This window comes from Anderseniella sp. Alg231-50, assembly GCF_900149695.1.
In the GTDB taxonomy this organism is placed as follows: domain Bacteria; phylum Pseudomonadota; class Alphaproteobacteria; order Rhizobiales; family Aestuariivirgaceae; genus Anderseniella.
Genome location: NZ_LT703003.1, coordinates 1,744,420 through 1,768,802, shown reverse-complemented (window position 1 = coordinate 1,768,802; position 24,383 = coordinate 1,744,420). Strand labels below are relative to the sequence as shown.

Below are 24,383 nucleotides of genomic sequence, written 5' to 3'. Positions count from 1 at the left end.
CAGGTTGATCTGTTCACTTGAACCAGGTTGCCCTGACCTGGCCCGTTCAGTGTCCGCCGGCGTCTGCGACCTTGCGCTTGCCGGGTTCATTGCGTTGATCGGCCACTGCATCCAGCAGGTAACCGGCAAACTGCACCATCATTGTCACTGCAAAAACCGCCAGGAAGCCTGCCATCATGTATTTGACATACATGCCAAAACCGGATTGCGAGACTTCGAAATTGAGCAGTGGCGAGTTGATCACGCTGGCTTTGCCTTCCATGCCGAACCACAAGACCGCGAAGCACAAGGTCATGCCCAGCAGGATCGATCCGACATGATTGACGATGCCCTTGGCCCTGGTGGTGAAGCCTGCATAAAGCACGTCCACCCGGACATGGCCCTCCTCGATCAGCGTATAGGCGCTGGCAAACAGGAAAAGGGCGGCATACCAGAACCGCACGAGATCGCCCATATAGGCTTGTTCATATGAGAAAATGAACCGGGTGAACACGATCAGCAGCTCCGCAATCACCACCAGCAGCGCCAGCCAGATAAATCCTAAAGTCCGCGTGAATGCCGCAATGACGAATGATACCAGCAGCAGAGGGACATGTACCCAGAGCCCGCGGAACACCGGCCTGCCGAGCTCCGCCGACAAGCTGCTGCCGACAACGCTTTCAAGAAAGCCTTCGACGCGCAAGAATGAGATGAATGCATCAACCAGCCCGACCAGAAGCACCGAGAAAAACGCCCAGCGAATGATATACGCGGTCAGTCCGTAGAGCCGGTTGGCATCATCGCGCAATGGCAGTTGCGGCGACCTGCGCACAAACCATACCGCACCGGCCAGCCCCAATCCGTAAAGTGCGACCTGCAGCCAGGCAAGCGCCCCGCCACCGGCTGAAACCGACGTGGCTCCCGGCCAGCCGAACCAGTAGGTCAGAAAATTGTTTAAGAGAAAAACGAACATCAAAAATGTGACGGCCCATGAAAACGTCCGCCAGCCCAGCGTCGACATCGACGCCTGATATGTTTGATCGCTCACAGTCAGCACCCACCCTTGATTGCCGCAGCAAAACCCTCATCGATATACGCTTTTTACCTCTTGCCGGGCTTCTGGGCGTAACAGGTGGAACAGGAATTCCTGTTCCACCTGCGTCATTGTCTGTCAGGCAAAAGGCCTGCTTACAGGCCCAGCACGCGGTTGCGCTGCTGGAAGTATGCGCCTTCGGAAAGTTTCATCCAGCCGCCAACGTCGGCACGTGCTGCAACAAAGCTTTCGTGGGTCCGTTTTGCCAGATCCGAGTGTGCAACGGTTTCGCCAAACACTTCTTCGGCAGCGACACCGAAGCTGTCATAGATGTCGTCGTTGAACTCACGCAGCTCAACACCGTTTTCCTTGAGCAGCTTGGTCAGGAAAGTACCGTTGTTTGCATTGTACTCGGACATCGAGAACGTGTGCTCTTCGCCACACGCAGCCTTGATGATTTCCTGATCGGTCTTGCCGAGATCGGACCACCACTTTTCGTTCATGCCGAGAGACAGCGTCGAACCGGCTTCGTGCATGCCCGGGTAGTAGTAGTACTTGGCAGCTTCGTAGAACTTCATGAAGTAGTCATTCCACGGGCCGACCCACTCGGTTGCATCGATCGCGCCTGAGACAAGGTTTTCATAAATCTGGCCGCCCGGAAGGGACACAGGAGACGCACCCAGCTTTGCCATGACGTCACCGCCGAGACCCGGGATACGCATCTTCAGACCTTTCAGGTCGTCAGCCGAATTGATTTCCTTGTTGAACCAGCCGCCCATCTGGACGCCGGTGCTGCCGGCCATCAGGCACTTGAGGCCGAAACCGGAAGCTACTTCATCCCACAGAGCCTGGCCGCCCATATGGTTGATCCAGGCATTTTGTTCATTGTGGGTCAGGCCGAACGGTACGGATGTGAAATACGCCCATGCAGGGTGTTTGCCCTTCCAGTAATAATCGGCGGCGTGATAGGCCTGTGCGTTGCCTGATGCAACTTCGTCGAACGAGTCAAAAGCGCCGACGCGCTCACCGGCAGAGAAGTACTGCACATTTATGCGCCCTTCGGTCAGTTCACCGATACGTGCGGCAAGACGCTGCGCACCTGTACCCAGGCCCGGGAAATCCCGTGGCCATGTCGCCACGATGACCATGTCCTTCTTGGCTTGCGCAATGGCAGGCGCGGACAATGTGGTTGCGGCAGCTGCTGCACCGGTGGCGATACCGGCAGACTTGATAAACTTACGACGATCCATTCGGATACTCCCTTGTTTTCGAATGTGCCCCGCTCAACTGGAACGGGCATAATTTAAGGACCAAACACGCCCTGTCGCGAACCGTTCGATCCTCAAAGCCGACCCTTTCGGTCTGCGTGACAAGAATAAACCCCAAAGTTTTCACAGACACAACAGCAAGATGCAGTTTTTGAGATGACATTCCGGCAATGTGGTGAACGCGCGGCGAGCTAATTGGTTTGTCAATGGCGGCAGGGAGAAACTGTTGGACATGTCGGCCATCGCCAGTTTACCAAAGCCTCATTCGTTTTCAGGATCCAGCCCATGTCGACAGTACCCAGACCATCTCTTGTAGGCGTGCCCGCCGATGTATCGACCAAGGACGGGCTGCATTTTCATTCAGCCGGAGACAAGTATATCCGCGCCCTCATGGACTGCTCCAATGCACTGCCGGTCATCATTCCCGCTATGGGCGGTGATCTTGATCTGGACCAGTTGCTCGACCGGCTTGACGGTGTTCTGGTTACCGGTGCGACATCCAACGTCCATCCGCCCAGGTTCGGCGCAAAACCAAGCGCGGATCATGAACCTTATGATCAGCTTCGCGACAGCCTGACCTTGCCGCTGATCCGCGCGGTGCTCGACCGGGGCATGCCGCTTTTCTGCATTTGCCGCGGTTTTCAGGAGTTGAATGTGGTGTTTGGCGGCACTCTTGATACCGAGGTCCAGACCAAATCCGGCAATCTCGATCACCGAGCTGCGGACAGCGACGATATTGAGGTGCGCTACGGCCCGGCGCATCCGATTGCCATCGAACCAGCCAGTATACTGCACTCGATTCTGAAGAAGTCGGGCACGATCGTGAATACGGTTCACCGCCAGGCCATTGCCAGTCTGGGCACCGGGCTGAAGGTCATGGCGCGCGCGCCCGATGGTGTCATCGAGGCCGTAACCGTGGCCGAAGATACCGACAGCTTCGTGCTGGCGGTACAATGGCATCCGGAGTACCGGGCCAAGGACAATCCTGACTCGGTCCGGTTGTTCCAGGCGTTCGGCCAGGCCATGCAGCGATACACCCAGCTTCGCGACCGGGCAGCGACCCCGGACAGCTGAGCGGAGCGGCGCAGGTGCCGGGTGGTCATTTCAGCCACCGGGCTGAAATCCCGCAGGCGGGGACGGTGTTGGCCCTAGATTTTCCGGTCAGTTTATTTTACCAATTTGCCGAACCCTGAAATCGACGCCGGAGTGGCCATGCCGATCATCACCTGTATTGAAGACCTGCGCGTTCTCGCTCAACGCCGCGTGCCGCGCATGTTTTACGACTATGCGGATTCCGGCTCCTACACCGAAGGCACCTACCGGGCCAACGAAACCGATTTTTCGAAAATCAAGCTGCGCCAGCGGGTGGCGGTGGACATGGACAACCGCACCACCAAAACCAAAATGATCGGTGAGGACGTGGCCATGCCGGTCGCTATTGCGCCGACCGGACTGACCGGCATGCAGCATGCCGATGGAGAAATCCTGGGTGCCAAGGCGGCCGAAAAGTTCGGCGTACCGTTTACGCTTTCCACTATGTCGATCTGCTCGATCGAGGATGTCGCGGAACACACATCCAAGCCGTTCTGGTTCCAGTTGTATGTCATGCGGGACCGCGAGTTTTCGGAAAACATAATTGACCGGGCCAAGGCCGCGGGATGTTCCGCCCTCGTGCTGACGGTTGACCTGCAATTGCTCGGTCAGCGCCACAAGGACCTCAAGAACGGTTTGAGCGCCCCGCCGAAGCTGACCATCCCCAACATGATCAACATGGCGACCAAGCCCCGCTGGGGTCTGGGCATGCTGGGCACCAGCCGTCGCACTTTCCGGAACATCGTTGGCCATGCCAAGGGTGTCGATGACATTTCATCGCTCAACAGCTGGGCCAATGAACAGTTCGACCCGCAACTCAACTGGAAAGATCTCGAGTGGATAAAGAAGCGCTGGGGCGGCAAGATCATCCTGAAAGGCATCATTGACCCTGAAGACGCCAAGATGGCCCTGAAGGTCGGCGCGGATGCGCTGATCGTATCGAACCATGGCGGACGTCAGCTGGACGGCGCCTTGTCATCCATTTCGGCACTGCCGGCGATTATCGATGCGGTGGGGGACAAGATCGAAGTCCACATGGATGGCGGCATCCGCACCGGGCAGGATGTATTGAAGGCAAAGGCACTCGGGGCTGCCGGCACCTATATCGGGCGCGCTTTCCTGTATGGCCTTGGCGCCATGGGCGAACAGGGTGTCACCACGGCGCTCGACATCATTCGGAAGGAACTCGACACCACCATGGCTTTGTGCGGATTGCGCGATGTCAACGACCTGTCGCGCGACGTGCTGCTGATGCCGGACCGGTGGTGGTGAGTTGAAAGCCGGGGGCGGGCTTCTTCATCAACATCACCATCACCAGCGGGGGGAGAGCATCGCGGCAGTGTGGGTGAAACTTACATGTAGCCTGTCCATTTGCCGCGCCCGTCCAGCTTGACGTCACCGGTTTCGGAACCCTGGACCCGGCTGGCATCGCCGGCTTGCGGTTCGATCAGGTGAGCGGCGCCGATGACGAGCAATATGGCAATCAGCGCCCCAATCATGGTTGTCCAGGCAGGGTTTGCCTGCGGGTCGTCCTGCCTGAGCAGCAGGTGGGACGGATGGTGAATATCAGTCATGATCAATACTCCGGCATTGCGGTGAGGGCACAACAGCGCGCTCACAGATGTTCATGTTCAAAGGTCGTGTCAGCTTCAGGCCTGCCAGAATGGCTTGCTGCTTTCGTTGCTGGCATCGATGCGGCTCACGCCGATGTCGGCAAGCTGACGGTCATTCAGTTCACTCAACTGCCTGCGCTGCTTTGCCCGTTCGTGCCACTGCGCCAGTTGCCCGCTGGCATTGCCGGTCCAGCGAAGGGCCGTTGCAGACCACGAGCCGGAAGCGGATTTGGACACTGAAATTCTTGGAACTGCGTTGTATGATGAAGTCTTCATAATGATGCTCCAGTTTTGTCTTGCCCTGCGGTCGCCTGTCGACCTGACGGGTTGGTTTGTGTGAGAGCATTTATACGAAACCGGTCATCCGCCGACAAACGATCTTAATTGCATATCGGGTTAGAAAAACTAATTTGAATCTATTTCGCCAGCCCTATTTACAACAAAATTGCCATGATAATCCACTTTTCGCCCAATGTGCGGTTGATTCATGAATTATTTTTTCTTATTAAAATGCCATGACCAGACGATTACCTTCCCTGAACGCAATGCGCGCTTTTGAATCGGCAGCGCGGCATTTGAGTTTCACTCTGGCGGCAGAAGAACTGCACGTTACCCAGGCCGCGGTGAGCCATCAGATCAAGGCATTGGAGGAACATCTGGGGATGCCGGTGTTCAAGCGTCTGAACCGGGCCCTGATACTGACGCCGGCCGGGCAGGCGCTGTTTCCCGCCGTCAGCGAAGCCCTCGATATCATGGCATCTGCCGTCGACAGGCTGCATCATCAGGATCAGTCGGGTGAGTTGACCGTTACAACGATGGATTCGTTCGCCGCGACCTGGCTGGTTCCGAAGCTCGGCAGGTTCCGCAGGTCAAATCCGGACATCGATGTCCGCATCACAACATCAGACGAAAGTGTCGATTTTGACCGGGTAAACATTGACATGGCCATCCGTTACGGTGCCGGCGACTGGCCCGGCCTGAGCGTCGAGCGCCTGATGACAGAAGAAGTGTTTCCGGTGTGTGCGCCGTCACTGCTGCAGTCTGGCCCTCCCCTGACCAGCCCGGCGGATTTGATGAACCACACCTTGCTGCATGATGACCTGCGTGTGGACTGGCGCATGTGGTTGATGGCCACCGGTCAGGACAACATCGACTCGAGCAAGGGACCCGGATACCAGCACTCCAACCTGGTTCTCCTGGCCGCCGAGCAGGGCGATGGTGTCGCTCTGGCGCGCAGCGTGCTGGTCCAGCACTCGCTGGCGACGGGACGGCTGGTGAAGCCGTTCGATTTCGCCATCCCCGGTGAATATGCCTATTACATTGTCTGTCCGGAAGCGAACCTGAAACGGCCCAAGGTGAAAGCATTTCGCGAATGGCTCATTGCAGAAGCCGGCGCTTCAGTTACAAGTCTGGCGCAGCATTCCTGACTCAATTCTGAGCGGTCGAAATGTCAACAGACTGGCTGATCAGTTGCATCGGTCCATAACTGCTCAGAAAGGCGACTTCCGCGGCATCAAGCCCCACGCCGATGATCGCAGTAGCATCTGGTTGCGCCATTCCCGTCGCATCTACCAGGTGCCAGGCATCATTCAGAAAAACTTCAGCCATGGCATGAAAGTCCGGCGGTGTGACATCCGGCGCATAGACACTGGCAAACCGGGCCGGTATGGCCGAAGCCCGCGCCAGGCAAATCATCACATGAGCAAAATCACGACAAATCCCCTGCCGTTGCACGAATGTGTCCAGCGCCGTGGTCTGGCCGGTGCTGGAGCCTACGACATACTGAAACTTGTCGCCAATCCAGTCTAGCATTGCCGCAATCCGGGCTCCGCCGGAAAGTTGCCCGAATTCCGCCGACACAAACGCCTGCAACTCATCGCACGGGCAATACCGCGACGGCATCAGGTATCTGACGGTATCTGCCGGCAGAAGATGCGGCGCCACCGCGGCAAGAGACCCGACCTCCTCCACAGGACGACGGATTGCGATCCTGGCTGAGTAGTCACACAGAAAGTCGCCATTGGCGCGCAACCAGATACGTTCGCCGAGCCCCTCCTCCGCCGCAATACGGGAAAAGTGCTCGGTTTCGCTCAGATTGATATTGGCCCTCACAAGCTGTTGCCCACCGCCATCGGCTGCTTCAACCTGCAACAGGAGATCAGTCGGTTGCGCGAGGCGATAGTGAAGGTGAACCTTGATATCGAGCATCATATGGCGGGCCGGGGATCAGTGGCGAAATTCCAGGAACAGGTGTGCACGGTACTGCCGCCTGAGGTCGTCAAATTCAGGAGACCTTGGGACAGATGGTCACTGTACCCGTTCCGAAACACACCTTCACACAGGGCCCATTTGGGACAGGACCGCGTCGAGCTTGCCGATAGCAGCGTCTGTATCAGCCAGTTTCTCGAGACCGAACAGGCCCAGCCGGAAAGTCGAGAAACCTTCAGGCTCATCAACCATCAACGGCACACCGGCGGCAATCTGCATGCCGTGCTCGACAAACTTCTTGCCATTCTGGATATCCGGGTCATCGGTATAGCTGACCACCACGCCCGGCGCCTCGAAACCGGCAGCGGCCACACTCTTGAAACCGCGTTCCGCCAGGAGTCTCCGGACACCGCTGCCCAGTTCCAGCTGCTGATCGCGCAATTTGTCAAACCCCAGAGCCTGGGTCTCCAGCATGGTATCGCGAAATCCGGTCAGGGCATCTGTCGGCATGGTGGAATGATAGGCATGGCCGCCGTTTTCATAGGCCTGCATGATCTGGTGCCACTTGCCCAGGTCAACGGCAAAGCTGCTGCTCTTGGTTTCCTGCAACCTGGCCAGTCCGCGTTCACTCAACATGACCAGGCCAGCCGACGGAGAAGCGCTCCAGCCTTTCTGAGGCGCGGATATGAGAACGTCAACACCGACGTCCTGCATGTCCACCCAAACCGTTCCCGATGCCACGCAATCGAGCACAAACAGCGCTCCGACTTCATGAGCCGCATCCGCCACAGCCTTCATGTAACTGTCCGGCAGCATGATGCCCGATGAGGTTTCGACATGCGGCGCAAACACCACGTCGGGACGTTCGTCGCGTATCGACTTGACCACCTCGTCGATCGGACACGGCGCATATGGCGCCGGCAGTTCATTGCCGACGGCGCGCGCCTTCAGCACAACTTGCCCGCTGGGGATGTTGCCGGCGTCGAATATCTGGCTCCAGCGGTAGGAAAACCAGCCATTACGGATAACCAGCGCTTTGCGGTCGGTTGCAAACTGACGCGCAACCGCCTCCATGGCATAGGTGCCGCCGCCGGGCACGATTACGGCGGCCTCGGCATTGTAGACATCCTTCAGCAGTCCGGAAATATCGGTCATGACCTTGCGGAACACGGCTGACATGTGGTTCAGGGACCGGTCGGTGAAAACCACCGAGAACTCCATCAGACCATCAGGATCGACCATCGAAGAATTAGCACTCATGACAAGGTTCCCGTTAATGCAAGAAGTCCGGCCGCAGGCCTGACAAGGATCGTCCTTGTAGGCCCCATGCATGCCCGCAACAATAAGCAATTGACGCATACTTGGCATGCGTTAAGCAAAAGATTTTTACACGTATTATCGGGATCACTCTTGTCTACGCGGTTTCAGGCGCCGCTGGATAAACGCTTGCCGGCACCCGCGTCGGTTCAGTGCCCGCCCCCGGCAGCGGCCAGCGGGGCCTTGACCAGTTCCGGCAGCGTTTCAGCAGGTGGCGTGTTGCGTGAGCGTTGCGACCGCACGACGCCATCGATAATGGTCATGCCTACACCAGGCAGGTTGCCCTGCCGTATGGATTCTAACATGTCCTTGCCCGGCGCGTGCTGGGCCTTGTCAACGATGATCATGTCGGCGGACTTGCCGGCTTCGATAACACCGCAGTCCAGGTCCCGCATGCGCGCCGTGTTGCCGGTACCGAAGCACCAGGCAATTTCGGCAGGCACATCGCCCAGGCTTGAGAGCATGGCGATCATGCGCAGGATTCCGAGCGGTTGTGCACCGGACCCGGCGGGCCCGTCAGTACCGAGGATAATGCGCTCAGGCTGTTTCAGTTCAAATGCGGTGCGCATGGCCAGCAGGCCTGCGCGCTCATTGCCGTTATGCACAATCTCGATGCCGCGCAGGCAACTTTCACACAGGCAGGTGATCTGGTTGTCCGGCAGCGCGGTGTGCCCGCCATTGATGTGGCCGATAATGTCCGCATCGGCTTCCAGCACCACGTCCTTGTCGATCAGCCCCGATCCCGGGATGGACGGACCGCCGGTGTGGATTGTCGACTGGATGCCGTACTTGCGCGCCCATGAGACCATCTCTTTCGCGGTTTCACCTGCCTTGACGGTGCCCAGTCCCACCTCGCCCAGCAATTTCACACCGGCATCGGCGAGATCCTTGAAGTCTTCCTCGACCATACCCTGTTCAAGCACCGGCGCTCCGGCCAGTACCTTGACGCCTGACGGGCGGAAATTCTCGTACCAGCGCTGGGCTGCAATCGCCATGGCCTTAAGGCCGACAATATCTTTTGGTCGGCCCGGCGCGTGTACTTCTCCGGCTGAAATCATGCAGGTCACCCCGCCGTGCAGCGTGCTGTCGATCCAGTTCAACTGTTGCTGGCGCGGCGTGTAATCGCCGATCACCGGGTGCACATGACTGTCAATAAGGCCCGGCGAAACGCAGGTGCCGTGCGCATCGATCAGCGTGTCGGCATTATCGGTATCTAGATCCTTTGCATAACCGACCTCGGAAATCCTGCCGTCAAGCGCAATGATGCAGTCACCGTCCAGTATGGGTTGCTCGATCTTGCCGGACAGAATGAGGCCGATGTTCCGAATGACAAGTTTTGCGGGTGCGGTCATGGTTTTCTCTTTCTGCATTAAGCCAGTTTTTTCAGCAGCCTTATCAGCTGGGCATGTTCGGCATCACTAAGGAGCGAAACCGTTTGCGCCGTGATGGTCGCAGCCTTGGCGGCCTGGACGAGATATTGTTTGCGCCCCTCGACCGTGAGGTCGAGATAGATGCGGCGCTGGTCGCGGTCATCACGTCGCGTCGATATCAGGTCGCGTTTGCGCAGGCGGTCGATCACCCCCTTGATGGTGGCGGCATCCATCGCTGCCTGGCGGCCAAGCTCGTTTTGTGACAGCGCACCGGTCTCGTACAGCTTGGCCATGGCGGCAAACTGGGTCGGTGTGAAATCCGGGATGTGTTCGGAAAAGATCGACAAATGGCGCTGCTGCGCCCGGCGCAGCAAAAATCCCACCTGATCATCCAGCCGGTAGGGCCGACTGGCAGGTTTTTTCGCTGACGCTGGTTTGTCTGGCATGAACCGTGTCCATTGAGTACGAAGCCGTTGCCGGCAATGTTGGCAGCAAAGTCACAAGAAAGCAATTTGTTGGTGTGCATACATGTTGGACGCGAGTTGTCCACTGCCACCCTTGACATGTCCAGCACACAGGTCCATTTGTTGAAACGTAGCCAGGGGAGCTCCGCGCAAAGGAGCTGAGAGGCCGGTAAGGTGCATAACGCACCAGTACGGCGACCCTTCGAACCTGATCCAGTTAACGCTGGCGGAGGGATGCTGACACCGGACTGGGGCCATGCAAGGTCCCAGAAACCCGGCAACAAACCCCCTCTCCCGACAAGTGCGAACTGGGTCTTCAACCGATCAGGGAGAGCCCGGAATGAACGCCATTACACCTACAGTCACCGAAGGCCCGTTGCCTGCCTCGCGCAAGGTATACAAGTCAGGCACATTGCACCCGTATGTCCGTGTGCCGATGCGCGAAATCTCAGTCCATCCGACATCCGGCGAGCAACCGGTAACCGTCTATGACAGTTCCGGCCCGTACACGGACCCCAACGTCAAGATCGACATCGCCAAGGGTCTGAGCCGGCATCGCGAAACCTGGCTGGAAACCGTGGGCCATGTGGAACGCTATGAGGGCCGTCATGTGAAGCCGGAAGACAACGGCTTTGTCACAGGCGACAAGCTGACGCCTGAATTCCCCGTGCGCAACCAGCCGTTCAGGGCCAAGGACGGTCAGGCTGTCACCCAGCTGGCCTATGCAAGAGCCGGCATCATCACCCCGGAAATGGAATTCATCGCCATCCGCGAAAACCTCGGCCGCGAGGCTGCGATGGAGAAGCTCGAACGTGACGGTGAGAGCTTCGGTGCCTCAATTCCCGATCATGTCACACCCGAATTTGTCCGCGATGAAGTCGCCCGCGGCCGGGCCGTCATTCCGGCAAACATCAACCACCCTGAAGTGGAACCGATGATCATCGGTCGCAACTTCCTGGTCAAGATCAACGCCAATATCGGCAACTCCGCCGTGACTTCTTCCATGGAGGAAGAGGTTGAAAAGATGGTGTGGGCAACCCGCTGGGGCGCCGACAACGTCATGGACCTGTCGACGGGCCGCAACATCCACAATATCCGCGAATGGATCATCCGCAATTCGGCGTCACCGATCGGCACGGTGCCGATCTACCAGGCGCTGGAAAAGGTCAACGGCATTGCCGAAGACCTGACCTGGGAGGTTTATCGCGACACGCTGATCGAACAGGCTGAGCAGGGTGTCGACTATTTCACCATCCATGCCGGTATCCGGCTGCACTACGTGCCGCTGACGGTAAACCGCACCACCGGCATCGTGTCGCGCGGCGGTTCGATCATGGCCAAGTGGTGCCTGCACCATCACAAGGAAAGCTTCCTGTACCAGCATTTTGAAGACATCTGCGACATCATGCGGGCCTACGACGTGACCTTCTCATTGGGTGACGGCCTGCGCCCGGGCTGCATCGCCGATGCCAATGACGCGGCACAGTTCGCCGAACTGGAAACCCTGGGCGAGCTGACCCAGATCGCCTGGAAAAAGGATTGCCAGGTGATGATCGAAGGCCCCGGCCACGTGCCGATGCACAAGATCAAGGAGAACATGGACAAGCAGCTCGAAGTGTGCGGTGAAGCGCCCTTCTATACGCTTGGCCCGCTCACCACCGATATTGCCCCGGGTTATGACCACATCACCTCCGGTATCGGTGCCGCCATGATCGGCTGGTACGGCACGGCAATGCTTTGCTATGTGACACCAAAGGAACACCTTGGCCTGCCGGACCGTGACGACGTGAAAACCGGCGTGATCACCTACAAGATTGCAGCCCATGCGGCTGACCTTGCCAAGGGGCATCCGGCCGCACAGGCCCGAGATGACGCCTTGTCGCGCGCCCGGTTCGAGTTCCGCTGGGAAGACCAGTTCAACCTGGCGCTTGATCCTGAAACCGCCCGTGACTTCCACGACCAGACCTTACCGAAGGAAGCCCATAAAGTGGCGCATTTCTGCTCAATGTGCGGGCCGAAATTCTGCTCCATGCGCATCAGTCACGACATTCGTGCCGAGGCGCAGAAGGAAGGCATGGAAGCAATGGCGCTGAAATACCGTGAAGGTGGTGACCTCTACATGCCGGTCGACGAAACCGCTGATCCTGCGGAGTAACCAGGCCATGAACGTCACCGTGGTCGGGGCCGGCGTTGCCGGCCTCACCGTCGCCACAGAGCTTGCCGAACGCGGCTGCAAGGTAGAGGTCATCGACCGGGCGGAAAGCTTCGGCCGGGACACCTGTTCCTGGTATGCCGGTGGCATGCTGGCACCCTGGTGCGAGGGCGATACGGCAGAAGAACCTGTCGTACGCCTTGGCCAGGAGGCCTTAAGCTGGTGGCGCAAGCATGTGCCTGAAGTCATCGAAAACGGCTCTCTGGTTGTCGCACCGGCCCGTGACACCGGCGAACTTGCCCGCTTTGCGCGGCGTACCCGGGCACATGAGACAATTGATGCTGCCACACTGGCGGAGCTCGAGCCTGATCTTCAAGGCCGCTTCCGCCAGGCGCTGTTTTTTACCGGCGAAGCTCATCTCGATCCGCGCAAGGCGATTGCCGCACTGACGGAGAAACTGGCCGGGTCGGGGGTGAACATCAGCTATGGCACGGCGCTTGAAGATCACAGGATCAGCGGATCGGTTGTCGTGGATACGCGCGGGTTTGCAGCCCGGGACGTGCTGAAAGACCTGCGCGGCGTGAAAGGCGAGATGCTGGTGCTCAAGGCAAAGGGGGTTGAGTTCTCACGACCCGTCCGGCTGCTGCACCCGCGCTCACCGGTCTACCTCGTGCCGCGTAGCGACGGTCATTTCATGGTCGGCGCGACCCAGATAGAAGCCGAGGACCGGGGCCGTATTACCGCGCGCGGCATGGTCGACCTGCTCAACGCGGCCTATGCCGTACACCCCGCCTTTGCCGAAGCTGAGATCATTGAAACCGGCGCGGACGTGCGCCCGGCCTTTCCCGACAACCTGCCCAGGCTGCGCTGGCACGGCCGCACACTGCATGTGAACGGCCTGTTCCGGCACGGTTTCCTGCTGGCACCGGCGTGTGCACGCATGGCCGCAGAGGCCATAGACAGTCCTGGCTACAAACCGGAGTTGATGGATGAAGATCATCGTGAACGGTCAATCGCTTGAGGTAACAGCCACGTTGCTTGATGCAGCGTTAGGCGAGCTCGGTTATGGCGAGGCGCGCGTGGCGACGGCACTGAACGGCGAATTCGTACCGAAACCCGCCCGCGCCGCAACAATTCTGGGCGACGGCGACCGGCTGGAAGTACTCGCCCCCATGCAGGGAGGCTGATCCGGTGCAGGTTTACGGTACCCACATCAACTCGCGCCTTCTGCTAGGCACGGCGCAATACCCCTCGCCTGCCATCCTCGGCAAGGCGGTAAAGGCATCTCGCGCTGACATCATTACCGTGTCGCTGCGCCGTGAAGCCGGTGGCGACCAGCACGGCCAGGCGTTCTGGAACCTTGTCCGCGAAATGGGTGTCCGCGTCCTGCCGAACACTGCCGGTTGCCACTCAGTGAAAGAAGCCGTGACCACCGCCCAGATGGCACGGGAAGTGTTCGACACCAACTGGATCAAGCTTGAGGTCATCGGCGACAATGACACCTTGTGCCCGAATGTGTTTCAACTGGTTGAAACCGCCCGCGTGTTGAGCGAAGACGGTTTCGACGTGTTTCCCTATACCACCGAAGACCTGATCGTGGCGGAGCACCTGCTGGAAGCAGGCTGCAAGGTGCTGATGCCGTGGGGAGCGCCGATCGGCACCGGACTTGGCCTGAACAACGTCTATGGCCTGCGCACCATGCGAGCCCATTTCCCGGACGTGCCGATGATCATCGATGCCGGTATGGGCCTGCCGTCACACGCGGCACACGCCATGGAACTCGGGTTTGACGCCGTGTTGCTCAATACCGCCGTTGCCAGGGCCGGCGATCCTGTGGCCATGGCACGTGCTTTCGCGCAAGCCGTCGAGGCCGGTTCGATGGCCCACGGCGCCGATCCGATGGAGGCTCGCGACATGGCCAGTCCGTCGACACCTGTTCTTGGAAAGGCCAGCCTCGGATGACGCGCGAGCTCGACCCGTTTTACCTGATCGTTGACAATGCCCAATGGCTTGAACGGCTGGTGCCACTCGGTGTCAGGCTGGCACAACTTCGCTGCAAGGACATGGACGACGCAACCGTTCGCGATGAAATCCGGCGCGCCAGGACCGTGTGTGCGAAACATGACTGCCAACTGGTGATAAACGACTACTGGCAGGCGGCCATCGAACTTGATTGCGACTATGTCCATCTGGGCCAGGGCGACATGGACACGGCCGATTTCAAGGCCATTCGCCAGGCCGGTGTCAGGCTCGGACTGTCTACCCACGACCATGCGGAACTGGAGCGTGCCCTTGCGCATGACCCGGATTATGTGGCGCTTGGGCCGGTTTACCAGACCATCCTGAAAAAGATGCCGTGGGCGCCGCAGGGCCTGGACAAGCTGGGCGAGTGGAAGAAGCTGGTGGGAGACCGTCCGCTCGTGGGCATCGGCGGGCTGAATCCGGAGCGCCTGCCCGGTGTGTTTGCAGCAGGTGCGGACAGTGCCGCCGTCGTCACCGACATCACGCTCAACCCCGATCCTGAAGCCCGCACGCATGAGTGGCTTGCAGCAACGCGAAGGCATGCCTGATGAGCCGCTATGCCCGCCAGATGGTGCTGCCGGAAATCGGCGCTGACGGTCAGGCCCGGCTGGCCAAAGCCCGTGTGGTTGTCGTCGGCGCAGGCGGCCTTGGTTGCCCGGTGCTGAGCTACCTGGCCGGTGCCGGTGTCGGCAGCATCACCATTTTAGATGCGGACGTGGTGGAGGAAAGCAATCTGCACCGCCAGCCGCTCTATTCCATGGCCGACATAGGCCAGGCCAAGGCCACAGCAGCCCGGCGCACGCTGGCCGCCTACAATCCGGAGATTGAAATCCTGGCCGAAGTTCACCGCCTTGAACCGGCAAACACTGTGGCGCTGTGCAAAGACGCCGACATTGTCATCGATGCCGCAGACAGTTTCGCCGTCACCTACACCTTGTCGGACCATTGCCTGGCATCCGGCCAGGCATTCGTGTCGGCATCGGTGTTGGGATTTGCCGGCTATGCCGGCGGGTTCTGCGGTGCCCGCGCGCCCAGCGTCAGGGCAGTGTTTCCTGACCTGCCGCAGTCTGCAGCCAACTGCGCGACCGCCGGGGTCAGTGGTCCTGCGGTGGGCGTACTCGGGTCGCTGCAGGCACAGATGGCATTGAGTTGCCTGCTTGGCCTGGATCCCTCCCCCCTGGGGCGCATGATCAGCCTCGACCTGCGCCAGTTCACAACCTCTTCGTTTTCTTTCAGCAACGCGCCGGAACCGCACGACGGGTTTGGCTTTGTCTCCGTTGACGACATTGCAGAGAGCGACCTTGTCATTGATCTGCGTGGAGCTGAAGAAGCGCCAGGCGTCGTCACCGCCGCGGCACATCGTTCAACAGTCGCGGACGTGGGAGCTCTTGCCGGCGATGCCCGCAACAGGCGGGCAATCCTGTGCTGCCGCTCCGGTCTGCGGGCCTGGAATGCCGGTCTTCGGCTGCGCCAGGCAGGCTGCACAGACATCTCCCTGATCGCATTGGGATAGTGCCTTCATGAAACCGGCAGTCATCATCATTGGCGGTACGGATTCCAGCGGCGGCGCAGGTATCTCCAGAGATATGGCCACGCTCACCGAACTGGAGTGTGAGGCAAGACCGGTTGTCACCGCCGTAACGGCGCAAACCGATATGGCGGTTCACGCTGTTACGGCCATCTCGCCGGACCAGGTCGCACAACAATTGTCGGCAGCCCTTGCAAGCGGACCCGTCGGCGCCATCAAGACAGGAATGCTGCATTCGGCGGAATCGGTTGTGGCGATTGCAGATGTCTTGCGTGACTTTTCAGCGATTCCGCTGGTCATCGACCCGGTGCTGGTATCGTCGTCCGGCACGCCGTTGCTGAGCCCCGACGGCATTGCTGCCCTCAAAACGCATCTGCTGCCCCTGTGCACGCTGGTTACCCCCAACCTGCCGGAGGCCCAAATGCTGACCGGCAGCAAGCAACCCGAACAGCAGGCAAGAGCCCTGCTGGAACTGGGGACAACCGGTGTGCTGATCAAGGGCGGTCACGGTGTTGGCGACGCGTCCATCGACCGGTTATTTCAGGCCAACCTTCGCACCAGGGAATTCGCATCCCCGCGACTGAACGCGACCCTGCGCGGCACCGGCTGCATGCTGGCAAGCGCCATCGCGGCAAACCTCGCTCTTGGAATTGACGTGGGCCAAGCTTGTTCAGAGGGAAAACAATTCATCGGCAAAAAGCTGCAGCGGACATTGTCCCAAGTTTGACATCACGCAACCTGTCTCTGTATGGACTGATCCCATGAGCAACCACGCCGACATATCCGCCAATGCTGCGCGCCGGCTGTCCATTGCGCCGATGATGGACTGGACCGACAGGCATTGCCGCGTGTTTCACCGGCAACTGACCCGGCATGCCCTGCTCTATACGGAAATGCTGACCACCGGTGCGGTGATCCATGGCGACCGCGGGCATCTGCTTGGCTTTGATCCTTGCGAACATCCCGTCGCCCTGCAGCTTGGCGGCTCCGACCCCGCAGAGCTTGTCGAAGCCGCCCGCATTGGTGAAGGCCTTGGATATGACGAGATCAACCTGAACTGCGGCTGCCCGTCGGACCGGGTGCAGTCCGGCCGTTTCGGCGCCTGCCTGATGGCGGAACCGGACACGGTGGCGCGTGGCGTCGATGCCATGCGTGCAGCCGTTGCTGTTCCCGTGACCGTCAAATGCCGAATCGGCATCGATGACCAGGACTCAGAGGCGGACTTTACCCGTTTCATCGAAACCGTCGCGTCAGCAGGCTGTGACACGTTCATTGTCCATGCCCGAAAGGCCTGGCTTGACGGTCTCAGCCCGAAACAGAACCGTGATGTGCCGCCGCTGGACTATGACCGGGTCTACCGGTTGAAGGCGGCCCGGCCTGACCTGCATATTTCTATCAATGGCGGCATCGAAACCCTGGCACAAGCGCATGAACACCTGACGCATGTGGACGGTGTCATGCTGGGCCGCGCCGCCTACCAGCATCCCTGGCTTCTTGCCGACGTGGACCGGGCAATATTCGATGCACCTGAAAATCCGGTGGCAACCCGGATGGACGCTGCCGAGGCCATGACAGGCTACATCGAGCAGCGCCTGGCGCAGGGTGACTATATCACCCGCATCACCCGGCACATGATGGGCCTGTTTCACGCCCAGCCCGGCGGCAGGCTGTGGCGCCGTGTCCTGTCGGAAGACGCGCGCCGCGACGGTGCCGGTGTTGAAATCATCCATCAGGCACTGGCCGTCGTGGCGGATGCGATGGCAGCGCGTCAGGCGGCGGAGTAAAACCGGCTTCAGGCTGCCTGTTTCGGGATCACGTCAAACGCGACGCAGATGCGTTTCTGCTTCGACTTGAACGGCACCGTGCCGTGGTACATGAAGGCTGGAAACAACAGCATCAGCCCTTCATGCGGCTTGACGGTTTCAACCGGAAACTCGGCCTTGAACGGCAGTTCTTCCGGTGGCCGGCCCATTTCGAAGGCACCGGCATTGTCGTCCCCCGATCCCGAAACCTCGTCCGGAATGGTCACATAATAACAACCCGACAGGTAACCTGACATGTGGATGTGCGGTTTCTGATTGCCTTCGCCGTCCAAAACGGCAGACCAGGCCACGATTTCATAGTCCCTGGGCTCTGTCGTCAGGAACGGATGATTGTCGTCATTGGGGCTTTCGGCAAAATACTTGTCGACGGCCATGCGCATCTGCTTTTCAAGCTCGCCAACCGGGCCGGAATGATCATTGTTGATGTCCGGGCCTATGCGCAATGCGGGATGATGCCAGGTCGGATGATCCTCAGGTGGTGTTTCCAGCCGGTCATGGCCCAGTACGACTGCTTCGATAGCCTTGTTGAAGGCATCCAGGTCGTCATAGCCTTCCGGCACCGCAATGGTGTGTCCCTTTACAAACCGGGCAAAGTCAAACCAGCGTGCCGCGACATCATTATTGCCCACCTCGACCTCGAGCAGGGCCATGAAGGCCATTGCCTCTATGTCCGCCGGCATGGCGGCACACCAGTCAACAGCATGGCGATGGGCTTCATCGACACGCCCCAGTTCAATCAGTGCGGCAATCAGGTTGGAATAGATCTGCTTGTCGGCAAGGCCTGCTGCCATGGTGCGGGTATACAGTTCCACGGCCCGGGTATTCTGTTTGCTCATCTGCGCCGAAATCGCGGTTGAGCGCAAAAGCGATGCGTTTTCCGGGAATTTCTTGACGGCTGCTTCAAAGATCATCAGCGCTTCGCGCCACTGTCCGGCATTGGCCAGCATGTCTGCATGCTTGACTTTCAGCTCAATATTGTCCGGCTCCTGTGAAACCGCCACTTCAAGAATGGATGTCGCGGTGTCCCACTCATCAGCCATGGCATAAAACTGGGCGAGATTGGCCCTCGCCAGTGCCGGGCGCGGAGCTTTGTCGACATAGCCGGCAACTGTCGCCAGATGATCCAGCGCCTTGTCGCGATGACCAAGCGCCAGCCAGCAACGCGCAGACAGGGTTTGCCCGCGCATCATGCCGGGTGCACCGCTGGTCACAGGTTGCAGCATTTCAAGCGCTTCACGTGGCTGCCCCGCCTGGAACAGCTGCGCCGCCTGTTCGATCTTTTGCTTCACTTTAGTCTGGTACTCCGTAGTGGCGCATATCCCGGTTCGCCATCTTTTGTAAACCATATGTACCAAGATTTGGGTGGTGTGTGCTAGAGCAACAATGACACGGTTAATTGCCCCTGCGGCAACGCGAAGACCGCGAGCAAGGCGGTGGGGTGCGGCGCTGTGCGCCCTTCAAACCGGACCTGTCACGCAATAGGTCAGGGATATGACAAGCCTGACCGAAAAACAGCTCGCAGCCCTGCCCTGCATACGCGGGTGGCTGGTGTTTGTTGCTGCAATGGTGTTTGCCATGGTGATTGTCGGCGGCGCCACCCGGTTGACGGATTCTGGCCTGTCCATCACCGAATGGAAACCGTTGCTGGGCGCCATTCCGCCATTGAGTGAAGCCCATTGGCTCGAGGCACTGGAAAAATACCGCCAGATCCCGGAATACCAGCTCATCAACAAGGGCATGAGCCTGGACGAGTTCAAGTTCATCTACTGGTGGGAATGGGGGCATCGGTTTCTGGGCCGCGCCATCGGTGTGGTTTTTTTCATACCGTTCGTCTTCTTCTGGCTGACCGGCAGGTTGCACAAGTCCCAGGTTCCCCGGCTTTTGGTGCTTTTCGTGCTGGGCGGGCTGCAGGGCGCGCTGGGCTGGTACATGGTGAAATCGGGCCTGGTGGAGCGCACGGATGTGAGCCAGTACCGGCTGTCGGCACACCTGACACTGGCAACGGTTATTTTTGCCGCCATCGTATGGACCGCGCTCGGCATTGGCCGTGACAAGCGCCGGGTTGCCACGGACGTCAATCTCGGCTGGTCCGCTCTGGCGCTCACCGGGCTGATCATCGCGCAAACGGCACTGGGCGGATTTGTGGCCGGTCTGGATGCCGGGCTGTCCCACAACACCTGGCCGTTGATGGACGGCCGGCTCGTACCCAACGGCCTGATGGCAATGGATCCGGCCTGGCGCAACTTCTTTGAAAACGTCCTCACGGTGCAGTTTCAGCACCGGGTCATGGCCTATGTCATAGCCGGGCTGGCACTGGCGCACGCCGCACGCGCCATGGGCGAGCAAAATCGCCCCGCCGTGCGCATGTCAGGCCTGGCAATCCTGTTGACCGTGCTGGCGCAGATCGGTTTCGGCATCTGGACACTGCTGGCCCTCGTACCGATCACACTGGGTCTCATCCATCAGGGCGGCGCGCTTGTCGTGCTCACAGCCTGCATCTGGCATCTGCATGAAGTTTGTGCTGCGCCGCGGACAACTGCATCATCCGCGGCACAGGCAACCTGAAGCTCAGCTCATCGCCTGGTCAAGATCGGCAATGATGTCGGCGACGTCCTCGATACCGATGGAAAGGCGCACGACGTCTGCACCGGCACCGGCACTTTCAAGCTGCTCGGGCGTGAGTTGTGAGTGCGTGGTTGAAGCCGGGTGGATGATCAAAGACCTAGTATCGCCCACATTGGCCAGGTGCGACAGGAGCTCGACCTTGGACACTGTGCCGACACCGGCGTCGTAGCCGCCTTTCAGTCCGAAGGTGAACACGGCACCAGCGCCCTTTGGCGCATACTTCTTCTGGTTGTCATGGTCCTTGTCGCCGGGAAGGGCCGCATAGCTGACCCAGGACACACGCGGATCACTGGACAACCACTCGGCCACTTTCAGCGCATTATCGCAATGGCGCTGCATGCGCAGCGACAGGGTTTCCATGCCGGTCAGGATCTGGAAAGCGTTGAACGGTGAAATGGCCGGCCCCAGATCGCGCAGGCCCAACACCCGGCAGGTGATCGCAAAGGCGATATTGCCGAAGGTTTCATACATGGTCACGCCGTTGTAAGAGGCATTGGGCTCCGACAGCATCGGGAACTGGCCCTTGTTCTTGCCCCAGTCGAAATTGCCGCCGTCGACAATGATGCCGCCCATGGAATTGCCGTGCCCGCCGAGGAACTTGGTCAGCGATTCCACCACGATATTGGCACCATGTTCAATCGGCCGGCACAGATAGGGCGAGGCCAGCGTATTGTCGACGATCAGCGGTACATGCGCCTTCTTGGCAACGGCGGCAATCGCGTCCATGTCGGTGACGCGGCCGCCGGGATTGGCGATCGATTCAATGAAGATCGCCTTGGTTTTCGGGGTTATGGCTTTTTCAAACGAAGAGATGTCGTCGATATCGGCCCACACCACGTTCCAGCCGAACGACTTGAACGAATGGTTGAAGGCATTGATCGATCCGCCATAGAGCTGGCGGGCACAGACGATTTCATCGCCCGGCATCATCAGCGAATGACAGATAATGAGCTGGGCGGAATGGCCCGATGCGGTCGCAAGTGCCGCCGTGCCGCCTTCCAGAGCCGCCACCTTTTCTTCCAGCACTGCCTGGGTCGGGTTCATGATCCGGGTGTAGATATTCCCGAATGCGCGCAGGGCAAACAGGTCTGCCGCATGCTGGGCATCATCAAACACGAACGATGTCGTCTGGTAGATCGGCGTGGCGCGCGCGCCGGTCGCAGGATCAGGCTTTGCGCCCGCGTGGATGGCCAGTGTGTCAAAGCCCGGTTGCTGATCGCTCATGTGAAATGCTCCTTGAATACGCTTGAGATTAGTCGACGCAGGGGGAGCCTTTTAGCAAAGGGCGGCAAATCAAACAATTGTTCTTTTTAGAGAACGCCAATCTACTGCTTGACGATCCCGAGGCTCTGCATCTTGCCGGACCCGTGCAGCGACTGCTTTCTCGACGATATCACACCGGAATTGCCACCAACCCAGCCCCATTCACCCGACAGTTTGCCATATTCGATTTTCGGGCACCGGTTCATGACAACGCGCACGCCGGCCGCTTCAGCTCTTTCAGCGGCCTCGTCATGGCGCACCGTCAATTGCATCCAGATGACTTTCGGCACCGGTGCTAGTGTCAGGGCCTGGTCGACAAAGCTCGCCGCAACCTCGGAATTGCGAAAAATGTCGACCATGTCGATGGCTTCCGGCACGTCGTTCAGGGATGCATAGACCTTGCGGCCGCAGATTTCCCGGCCCGCCATGCCCGGGTTGAGCGGGAACACCTTGTATCCCTTGTCGACAAGGTACTTGGTCACAAAGAACGATGGCCTGGCTTCATTGGAGGATGCCCCGACAATGGCGATGGTCCTGACATCCTCCAGGATCTTGCGGATGTAGTGGGCTTCGTAAACGTCGTGATTCATGGCGCGGTGATCCGCCCGTCTTCATCCAGCGGGAAGAACGGATTGTGGGCAATCTCCCACAAATGACCGTCCGGATCGGAAAAATACCCGGAATACCCGCCCCAGAACACTTTTTCAGGCTGCTTTACAACCTTCGCCCCGGCAGCTTCGGCAACAGCCATGACCGCGTCCACCCGTTCTTCGCTTTCGCAATTATGCGCCAGCGACACACCGGTGAACGAGCTTTCCGAAAACTCGACCTCAGCGTCTTCCGCAAGCGCCTGCCTGCCGTACAGGCCAAGGATCATGCCGCCCATATTGAAGAACGTCACATTGTCGTTGGACGACCCTGCCGCACTCCATCCCAGGCGCTCATAGAACGACCTGGCACGTTTCATGTCGTCTACCCCGAGTGTCACGATGGAAACGCGTGGTTCAAGACCGCTCATTCGTCATTCCATTCCGGTTTGCGCTTTTCAAGAAACGCGCCAATGCCTTCCTCGGCATCCTTCATCATCATGTTGTCGACGATGACTTTCGATGTGTGCCGGTACGCCTCGTCCAGCGGCATTTCAAGCTGCTCGTAAAACGCCTTCTTGCCGAGCGCCAATACGGCCTGGGACCGCTCGGCCAGTGTTGTTGCCAGTTCTTGCGTGACCTTGGCAAGGTCGTCATCGGCGCAAATCCGGTTGACGATACCTGCCGTCATCGCCTCATGTGCATTGAGCAGTGCACCGGTGGTCAACAGCTCCATGGCGCGCTTGCGGCCAATGTTGCGCGACAGCGCCACCATCGGCGTTGAACAGAACAGGCCTGAGTTGATTCCGTTGACACCGAACCGGGCGGAGGCACCTGCAACCGCCATGTCACAGGCCGCGACCAGCTGGCAGCCGGCGGCCGTGGCAATGCCGTTTACCTCCGCAATTACGATCTTCGGATGCGCAACGATCATCTGCATCATCTCAGAGCAGCGGGCAAACAGCGCTTCATAGAAAGCCCGCCCGCCATCGGCATCAGTGCGATGCGCCGTCATTTCCTTGAGGTCATGACCGCCGCAAAAACCCGGCGCCTGGCCCGCAATGACAATGGCGCGAACCGATTTGTCGGTTGCTGCCGCCTCAAGCGCGGCCACAATGGCATCAAGCATGGCTCTGGACAGGGGATTGCGTTGCGATCCGCGCATCAGCGTCAGCCGCAGTATGCTGCCGGTGTTTTCAACAGACAGTAACGGTATCTCTTTCATCAGTGCTCAACCTCTTCGGCGGACTCTTCAAGCAGTTTCAGCTTCTCCGCCCAGTCATTTTCCTTGTTGAGATCAGCGACAACCTTCTTGTTGTTGTCGGACGGCAGCATGGATTGCAATCCCTCTATGAGCGACTTCTTCATCTGCTCGTCAAGATCGACCTCGTTCTCGATGTTTTCAAGCTCCTGCTTGATCTCGTCTTCATGGGTTCCCGACAATGCCGCATAGGCGAAACTCACCGACGTGATAGCCGTGTTCCATTCGCCGACCGTCTTGAACCCGAAACTCTTGATGTCTTTCTCAAGCGCCGGACCTTCCTTGGCCTCGGCCACGAACTGCTCAAGCGATTCATACTCCGCAATATCGGTATCCTGATAGCTGTTCTTGAGTTTGACGAATCCGTCTATTGCCCGTTTGGCCAGGTCCGGTGTCAGTTCAATTGTGTCCACCGTGGAAATGGCCGGGGTCATATCCATGGTATTGTCGTCACCGGTGTTCGGGTCTCCGGTACTTCCGGGGTCGGTCTCATCACCTGACGGTATCTGCAGCAATGGCTCGTTGCCGGGCGACGGCGCAAACGGGGCCGCGCCCAGCCCGCCACCGCCTGCGGCAGGGCCTTGCATCTCCGGCAGGCGCGTCTGGTCCTTGGCTGCCAGCACAGGCTCGGCGCACACGGCAACCAACGCGGCGCCCATCAAAACAGCAATATCTCCCGTACCCTTCATGGGGACGGATTGTAGGGCACGCCAGTTTGTGGGGGAAGTGCCGAAGTGCCATTGACGGGAATGCCCGACTTGCCCAAAACCAGTGAATA

The 24,383-nt window shown here is 59.2% G+C and carries 26 protein-coding genes and 1 riboswitch; of the genes, 12 read left to right on the top strand and 14 right to left on the bottom strand.

All coding sequences use genetic code 11. The features are described from left to right. Positions 1-46 precede the first annotated feature (46 nt). Both DHN55_RS08325 and DHN55_RS08320 read right to left on the bottom strand, forming a co-directional pair. Positions 47-1,027: a TRAP transporter small permease subunit gene (locus tag DHN55_RS08325; RefSeq protein ID WP_337660061.1), complete on the bottom strand. Its 981-nt coding sequence runs from the start codon at positions 1,025-1,027 to the stop codon at positions 47-49. Positions 1,028-1,167: 140 nt separating this feature from the next. Continuing rightward, a complete protein-coding gene (locus DHN55_RS08320) occupies positions 1,168-2,262 on the bottom strand; it encodes a TRAP transporter substrate-binding protein DctP (protein ID WP_108880835.1) in 1,095 nt (364 codons plus the stop codon). A gap of 303 nt (positions 2,263-2,565) precedes the next feature. On the opposite strand from DHN55_RS08320, the gene DHN55_RS08315 reads away from it, so the two are divergent. Both DHN55_RS08315 and DHN55_RS08310 read left to right on the top strand, forming a co-directional pair. Next, complete coding sequence (locus tag DHN55_RS08315; protein WP_108880834.1) at positions 2,566-3,354, top strand: gamma-glutamyl-gamma-aminobutyrate hydrolase family protein; 789 nt, start codon at positions 2,566-2,568, stop codon at positions 3,352-3,354. Positions 3,355-3,492: 138 nt separating this feature from the next. Beyond that, on the top strand, positions 3,493-4,644 hold the full coding sequence (locus DHN55_RS08310; protein ID WP_108880833.1) for an L-lactate dehydrogenase: 1,152 nt from the start codon (positions 3,493-3,495) through the stop codon (positions 4,642-4,644). 80 nt (positions 4,645-4,724) lie between these two features. Here the strand turns inward: DHN55_RS08310 and DHN55_RS08305 are convergent, their stop codons facing one another. Both DHN55_RS08305 and DHN55_RS08300 read right to left on the bottom strand, forming a co-directional pair. Continuing rightward, positions 4,725-4,946: a hypothetical protein gene (locus tag DHN55_RS08305; protein ID WP_337660060.1), complete on the bottom strand. Its 222-nt coding sequence runs from the start codon at positions 4,944-4,946 to the stop codon at positions 4,725-4,727. A 75-nt stretch (positions 4,947-5,021) separates the two neighbouring features. Beyond that, on the bottom strand, positions 5,022-5,261 hold the full coding sequence (locus tag DHN55_RS08300) for a DUF1127 domain-containing protein (RefSeq protein WP_108880831.1): 240 nt from the start codon (positions 5,259-5,261) through the stop codon (positions 5,022-5,024). Positions 5,262-5,500: 239 nt separating this feature from the next. On the opposite strand from DHN55_RS08300, the gene DHN55_RS08295 reads away from it, so the two are divergent. Then, on the top strand, positions 5,501-6,412 hold the full coding sequence (locus tag DHN55_RS08295; protein ID WP_108880830.1) for a transcriptional regulator GcvA: 912 nt from the start codon (positions 5,501-5,503) through the stop codon (positions 6,410-6,412). A 1-nt stretch (position 6,413) separates the two neighbouring features. Here the strand turns inward: DHN55_RS08295 and DHN55_RS08290 are convergent, their stop codons facing one another. From DHN55_RS08290 to DHN55_RS08275, 4 genes are all read right to left on the bottom strand, one after another. Further along, on the bottom strand, positions 6,414-7,196 hold the full coding sequence (locus DHN55_RS08290; RefSeq protein ID WP_108880829.1) for a transglutaminase domain-containing protein: 783 nt from the start codon (positions 7,194-7,196) through the stop codon (positions 6,414-6,416). A 123-nt stretch (positions 7,197-7,319) separates the two neighbouring features. Then, complete coding sequence (locus DHN55_RS08285) at positions 7,320-8,453, bottom strand: aminotransferase class V-fold PLP-dependent enzyme (RefSeq protein WP_108880828.1); 1,134 nt, start codon at positions 8,451-8,453, stop codon at positions 7,320-7,322. A 206-nt stretch (positions 8,454-8,659) separates the two neighbouring features. Then, positions 8,660-9,862: an amidohydrolase family protein gene (locus tag DHN55_RS08280; protein ID WP_108881785.1), complete on the bottom strand. Its 1,203-nt coding sequence runs from the start codon at positions 9,860-9,862 to the stop codon at positions 8,660-8,662. A 17-nt stretch (positions 9,863-9,879) separates the two neighbouring features. Next, on the bottom strand, positions 9,880-10,326 hold the full coding sequence (locus DHN55_RS08275) for a MarR family transcriptional regulator (RefSeq protein ID WP_108880827.1): 447 nt from the start codon (positions 10,324-10,326) through the stop codon (positions 9,880-9,882). Between the two features lie 144 nt (positions 10,327-10,470). Beyond that, positions 10,471-10,596, top strand: a riboswitch (TPP riboswitch). An 88-nt stretch (positions 10,597-10,684) separates the two neighbouring features. Here DHN55_RS08275 and thiC point away from each other — a divergent pair. The 8 genes from thiC to dusA are packed head-to-tail and all read left to right on the top strand — an operon-like array spanning position 10,685 to position 17,830. Beyond that, on the top strand, positions 10,685-12,499 hold the full coding sequence (gene thiC / locus DHN55_RS08270; RefSeq protein ID WP_108880826.1) for a phosphomethylpyrimidine synthase ThiC: 1,815 nt from the start codon (positions 10,685-10,687) through the stop codon (positions 12,497-12,499). Positions 12,500-12,506: 7 nt separating this feature from the next. Beyond that, positions 12,507-13,517, top strand: coding sequence for a glycine oxidase ThiO (gene thiO / locus DHN55_RS08265; protein ID WP_337660059.1), 1,011 nt, complete (start codon positions 12,507-12,509; stop codon positions 13,515-13,517). Next, the gene (gene thiS, locus DHN55_RS08260) at positions 13,486-13,683 is read left to right on the top strand and encodes a sulfur carrier protein ThiS (RefSeq protein ID WP_108880825.1); all 198 of its coding nucleotides are present in this window, start codon (positions 13,486-13,488) and stop codon (positions 13,681-13,683) included. Before thiO ends, thiS begins: the two co-directional genes overlap by 32 nt. A gap of 4 nt (positions 13,684-13,687) precedes the next feature. After that, positions 13,688-14,458: a thiazole synthase gene (locus DHN55_RS08255; RefSeq protein WP_108880824.1), complete on the top strand. Its 771-nt coding sequence runs from the start codon at positions 13,688-13,690 to the stop codon at positions 14,456-14,458. After that, positions 14,455-15,066, top strand: a complete 612-nt coding sequence (locus DHN55_RS08250) for a thiamine phosphate synthase (RefSeq protein WP_108880823.1) — start codon at positions 14,455-14,457, stop codon at positions 15,064-15,066. Before DHN55_RS08255 ends, DHN55_RS08250 begins: the two co-directional genes overlap by 4 nt. Continuing rightward, on the top strand, positions 15,066-16,031 hold the full coding sequence (locus DHN55_RS08245) for a ThiF family adenylyltransferase (protein WP_108880822.1): 966 nt from the start codon (positions 15,066-15,068) through the stop codon (positions 16,029-16,031). The genes DHN55_RS08250 and DHN55_RS08245 overlap by 1 nt, the downstream gene beginning before the upstream one ends. A gap of 7 nt (positions 16,032-16,038) precedes the next feature. Beyond that, positions 16,039-16,773 carry a bifunctional hydroxymethylpyrimidine kinase/phosphomethylpyrimidine kinase gene (gene thiD, locus DHN55_RS08240; RefSeq protein WP_108880821.1) on the top strand — a complete coding sequence of 245 codons (735 nt, stop codon included), beginning with the start codon at positions 16,039-16,041 and terminating at the stop codon, positions 16,771-16,773. Positions 16,774-16,807: 34 nt separating this feature from the next. Next, positions 16,808-17,830 (top strand): tRNA dihydrouridine(20/20a) synthase DusA, encoded by a 1,023-nt coding sequence (dusA, locus tag DHN55_RS08235; protein ID WP_108880820.1) that lies wholly within the window; start codon positions 16,808-16,810, stop codon positions 17,828-17,830. Positions 17,831-17,838: 8 nt separating this feature from the next. On the opposite strand, the gene DHN55_RS08230 is transcribed toward dusA, so the two are convergent. Continuing rightward, positions 17,839-19,158: a 2OG-Fe(II) oxygenase family protein gene (locus DHN55_RS08230; RefSeq protein ID WP_337660058.1), complete on the bottom strand. Its 1,320-nt coding sequence runs from the start codon at positions 19,156-19,158 to the stop codon at positions 17,839-17,841. A gap of 202 nt (positions 19,159-19,360) precedes the next feature. Here DHN55_RS08230 and DHN55_RS08225 point away from each other — a divergent pair, with 202 nt between their 5' ends. Beyond that, on the top strand, positions 19,361-20,434 hold the full coding sequence (locus DHN55_RS08225) for a COX15/CtaA family protein (RefSeq protein ID WP_108880818.1): 1,074 nt from the start codon (positions 19,361-19,363) through the stop codon (positions 20,432-20,434). 3 nt (positions 20,435-20,437) lie between these two features. Here the strand turns inward: DHN55_RS08225 and DHN55_RS08220 are convergent, their stop codons facing one another. The 5 genes from DHN55_RS08220 to DHN55_RS08200 form a co-directional block, all read right to left on the bottom strand. Next, a complete protein-coding gene (locus DHN55_RS08220) occupies positions 20,438-21,718 on the bottom strand; it encodes an O-acetylhomoserine aminocarboxypropyltransferase (protein ID WP_108880817.1) in 1,281 nt (426 codons plus the stop codon). A 101-nt stretch (positions 21,719-21,819) separates the two neighbouring features. After that, positions 21,820-22,347 carry a CoA-binding protein gene (locus tag DHN55_RS08215; RefSeq protein ID WP_108880816.1) on the bottom strand — a complete coding sequence of 176 codons (528 nt, stop codon included), beginning with the start codon at positions 22,345-22,347 and terminating at the stop codon, positions 21,820-21,822. Then, the gene (locus tag DHN55_RS08210; RefSeq protein ID WP_108880815.1) at positions 22,344-22,775 is read right to left on the bottom strand and encodes a VOC family protein; all 432 of its coding nucleotides are present in this window, start codon (positions 22,773-22,775) and stop codon (positions 22,344-22,346) included. The genes DHN55_RS08215 and DHN55_RS08210 overlap by 4 nt, the downstream gene beginning before the upstream one ends. After that, positions 22,772-23,569 carry an enoyl-CoA hydratase gene (locus tag DHN55_RS08205; protein WP_108880814.1) on the bottom strand — a complete coding sequence of 266 codons (798 nt, stop codon included), beginning with the start codon at positions 23,567-23,569 and terminating at the stop codon, positions 22,772-22,774. Before DHN55_RS08205 ends, DHN55_RS08210 begins: the two co-directional genes overlap by 4 nt. Then, the gene (locus DHN55_RS08200; RefSeq protein ID WP_337660057.1) at positions 23,569-24,294 is read right to left on the bottom strand and encodes a hypothetical protein; all 726 of its coding nucleotides are present in this window, start codon (positions 24,292-24,294) and stop codon (positions 23,569-23,571) included. The genes DHN55_RS08205 and DHN55_RS08200 overlap by 1 nt, the downstream gene beginning before the upstream one ends. Positions 24,295-24,383: the final 89 nt, after the last annotated feature.

What these genes read in the sequence shown, in the direction of transcription:
- DHN55_RS08320 (WP_108880835.1), bottom strand. Translation starts at nt 2,262, where the DNA reads ATGGATCGTCGTAAGTTTATCAAGTCTGCCGGTATCGCCACCGGTGCA.
- DHN55_RS08315 (WP_108880834.1), top strand. Translation starts at nt 2,566, where the DNA reads ATGTCGACAGTACCCAGACCATCTCTTGTAGGCGTGCCCGCCGATGTA.
- DHN55_RS08310 (WP_108880833.1), top strand. Translation starts at nt 3,493, where the DNA reads ATGCCGATCATCACCTGTATTGAAGACCTGCGCGTTCTCGCTCAACGC.
- DHN55_RS08305 (WP_337660060.1), bottom strand. Translation starts at nt 4,946, where the DNA reads ATGACTGATATTCACCATCCGTCCCACCTGCTGCTCAGGCAGGACGAC.
- DHN55_RS08300 (WP_108880831.1), bottom strand. Translation starts at nt 5,261, where the DNA reads ATGAAGACTTCATCATACAACGCAGTTCCAAGAATTTCAGTGTCCAAA.
- DHN55_RS08295 (WP_108880830.1), top strand. Translation starts at nt 5,501, where the DNA reads ATGACCAGACGATTACCTTCCCTGAACGCAATGCGCGCTTTTGAATCG.
- DHN55_RS08290 (WP_108880829.1), bottom strand. Translation starts at nt 7,196, where the DNA reads ATGATGCTCGATATCAAGGTTCACCTTCACTATCGCCTCGCGCAACCG.
- DHN55_RS08285 (WP_108880828.1), bottom strand. Translation starts at nt 8,453, where the DNA reads ATGAGTGCTAATTCTTCGATGGTCGATCCTGATGGTCTGATGGAGTTC.
- DHN55_RS08280 (WP_108881785.1), bottom strand. Translation starts at nt 9,862, where the DNA reads ATGACCGCACCCGCAAAACTTGTCATTCGGAACATCGGCCTCATTCTG.
- DHN55_RS08275 (WP_108880827.1), bottom strand. Translation starts at nt 10,326, where the DNA reads ATGCCAGACAAACCAGCGTCAGCGAAAAAACCTGCCAGTCGGCCCTAC.
- thiC (WP_108880826.1), top strand. Translation starts at nt 10,685, where the DNA reads ATGAACGCCATTACACCTACAGTCACCGAAGGCCCGTTGCCTGCCTCG.
- thiO (WP_337660059.1), top strand. Translation starts at nt 12,507, where the DNA reads ATGAACGTCACCGTGGTCGGGGCCGGCGTTGCCGGCCTCACCGTCGCC.
- thiS (WP_108880825.1), top strand. Translation starts at nt 13,486, where the DNA reads ATGAAGATCATCGTGAACGGTCAATCGCTTGAGGTAACAGCCACGTTG.
- DHN55_RS08250 (WP_108880823.1), top strand. Translation starts at nt 14,455, where the DNA reads ATGACGCGCGAGCTCGACCCGTTTTACCTGATCGTTGACAATGCCCAA.
- DHN55_RS08245 (WP_108880822.1), top strand. Translation starts at nt 15,066, where the DNA reads ATGAGCCGCTATGCCCGCCAGATGGTGCTGCCGGAAATCGGCGCTGAC.
- thiD (WP_108880821.1), top strand. Translation starts at nt 16,039, where the DNA reads ATGAAACCGGCAGTCATCATCATTGGCGGTACGGATTCCAGCGGCGGC.
- dusA (WP_108880820.1), top strand. Translation starts at nt 16,808, where the DNA reads ATGAGCAACCACGCCGACATATCCGCCAATGCTGCGCGCCGGCTGTCC.
- DHN55_RS08225 (WP_108880818.1), top strand. Translation starts at nt 19,361, where the DNA reads ATGACAAGCCTGACCGAAAAACAGCTCGCAGCCCTGCCCTGCATACGC.
- DHN55_RS08220 (WP_108880817.1), bottom strand. Translation starts at nt 21,718, where the DNA reads ATGAGCGATCAGCAACCGGGCTTTGACACACTGGCCATCCACGCGGGC.
- DHN55_RS08215 (WP_108880816.1), bottom strand. Translation starts at nt 22,347, where the DNA reads ATGAATCACGACGTTTACGAAGCCCACTACATCCGCAAGATCCTGGAG.
- DHN55_RS08210 (WP_108880815.1), bottom strand. Translation starts at nt 22,775, where the DNA reads ATGAGCGGTCTTGAACCACGCGTTTCCATCGTGACACTCGGGGTAGAC.
- DHN55_RS08205 (WP_108880814.1), bottom strand. Translation starts at nt 23,569, where the DNA reads ATGAAAGAGATACCGTTACTGTCTGTTGAAAACACCGGCAGCATACTG.
- DHN55_RS08200 (WP_337660057.1), bottom strand. Translation starts at nt 24,294, where the DNA reads ATGAAGGGTACGGGAGATATTGCTGTTTTGATGGGCGCCGCGTTGGTT.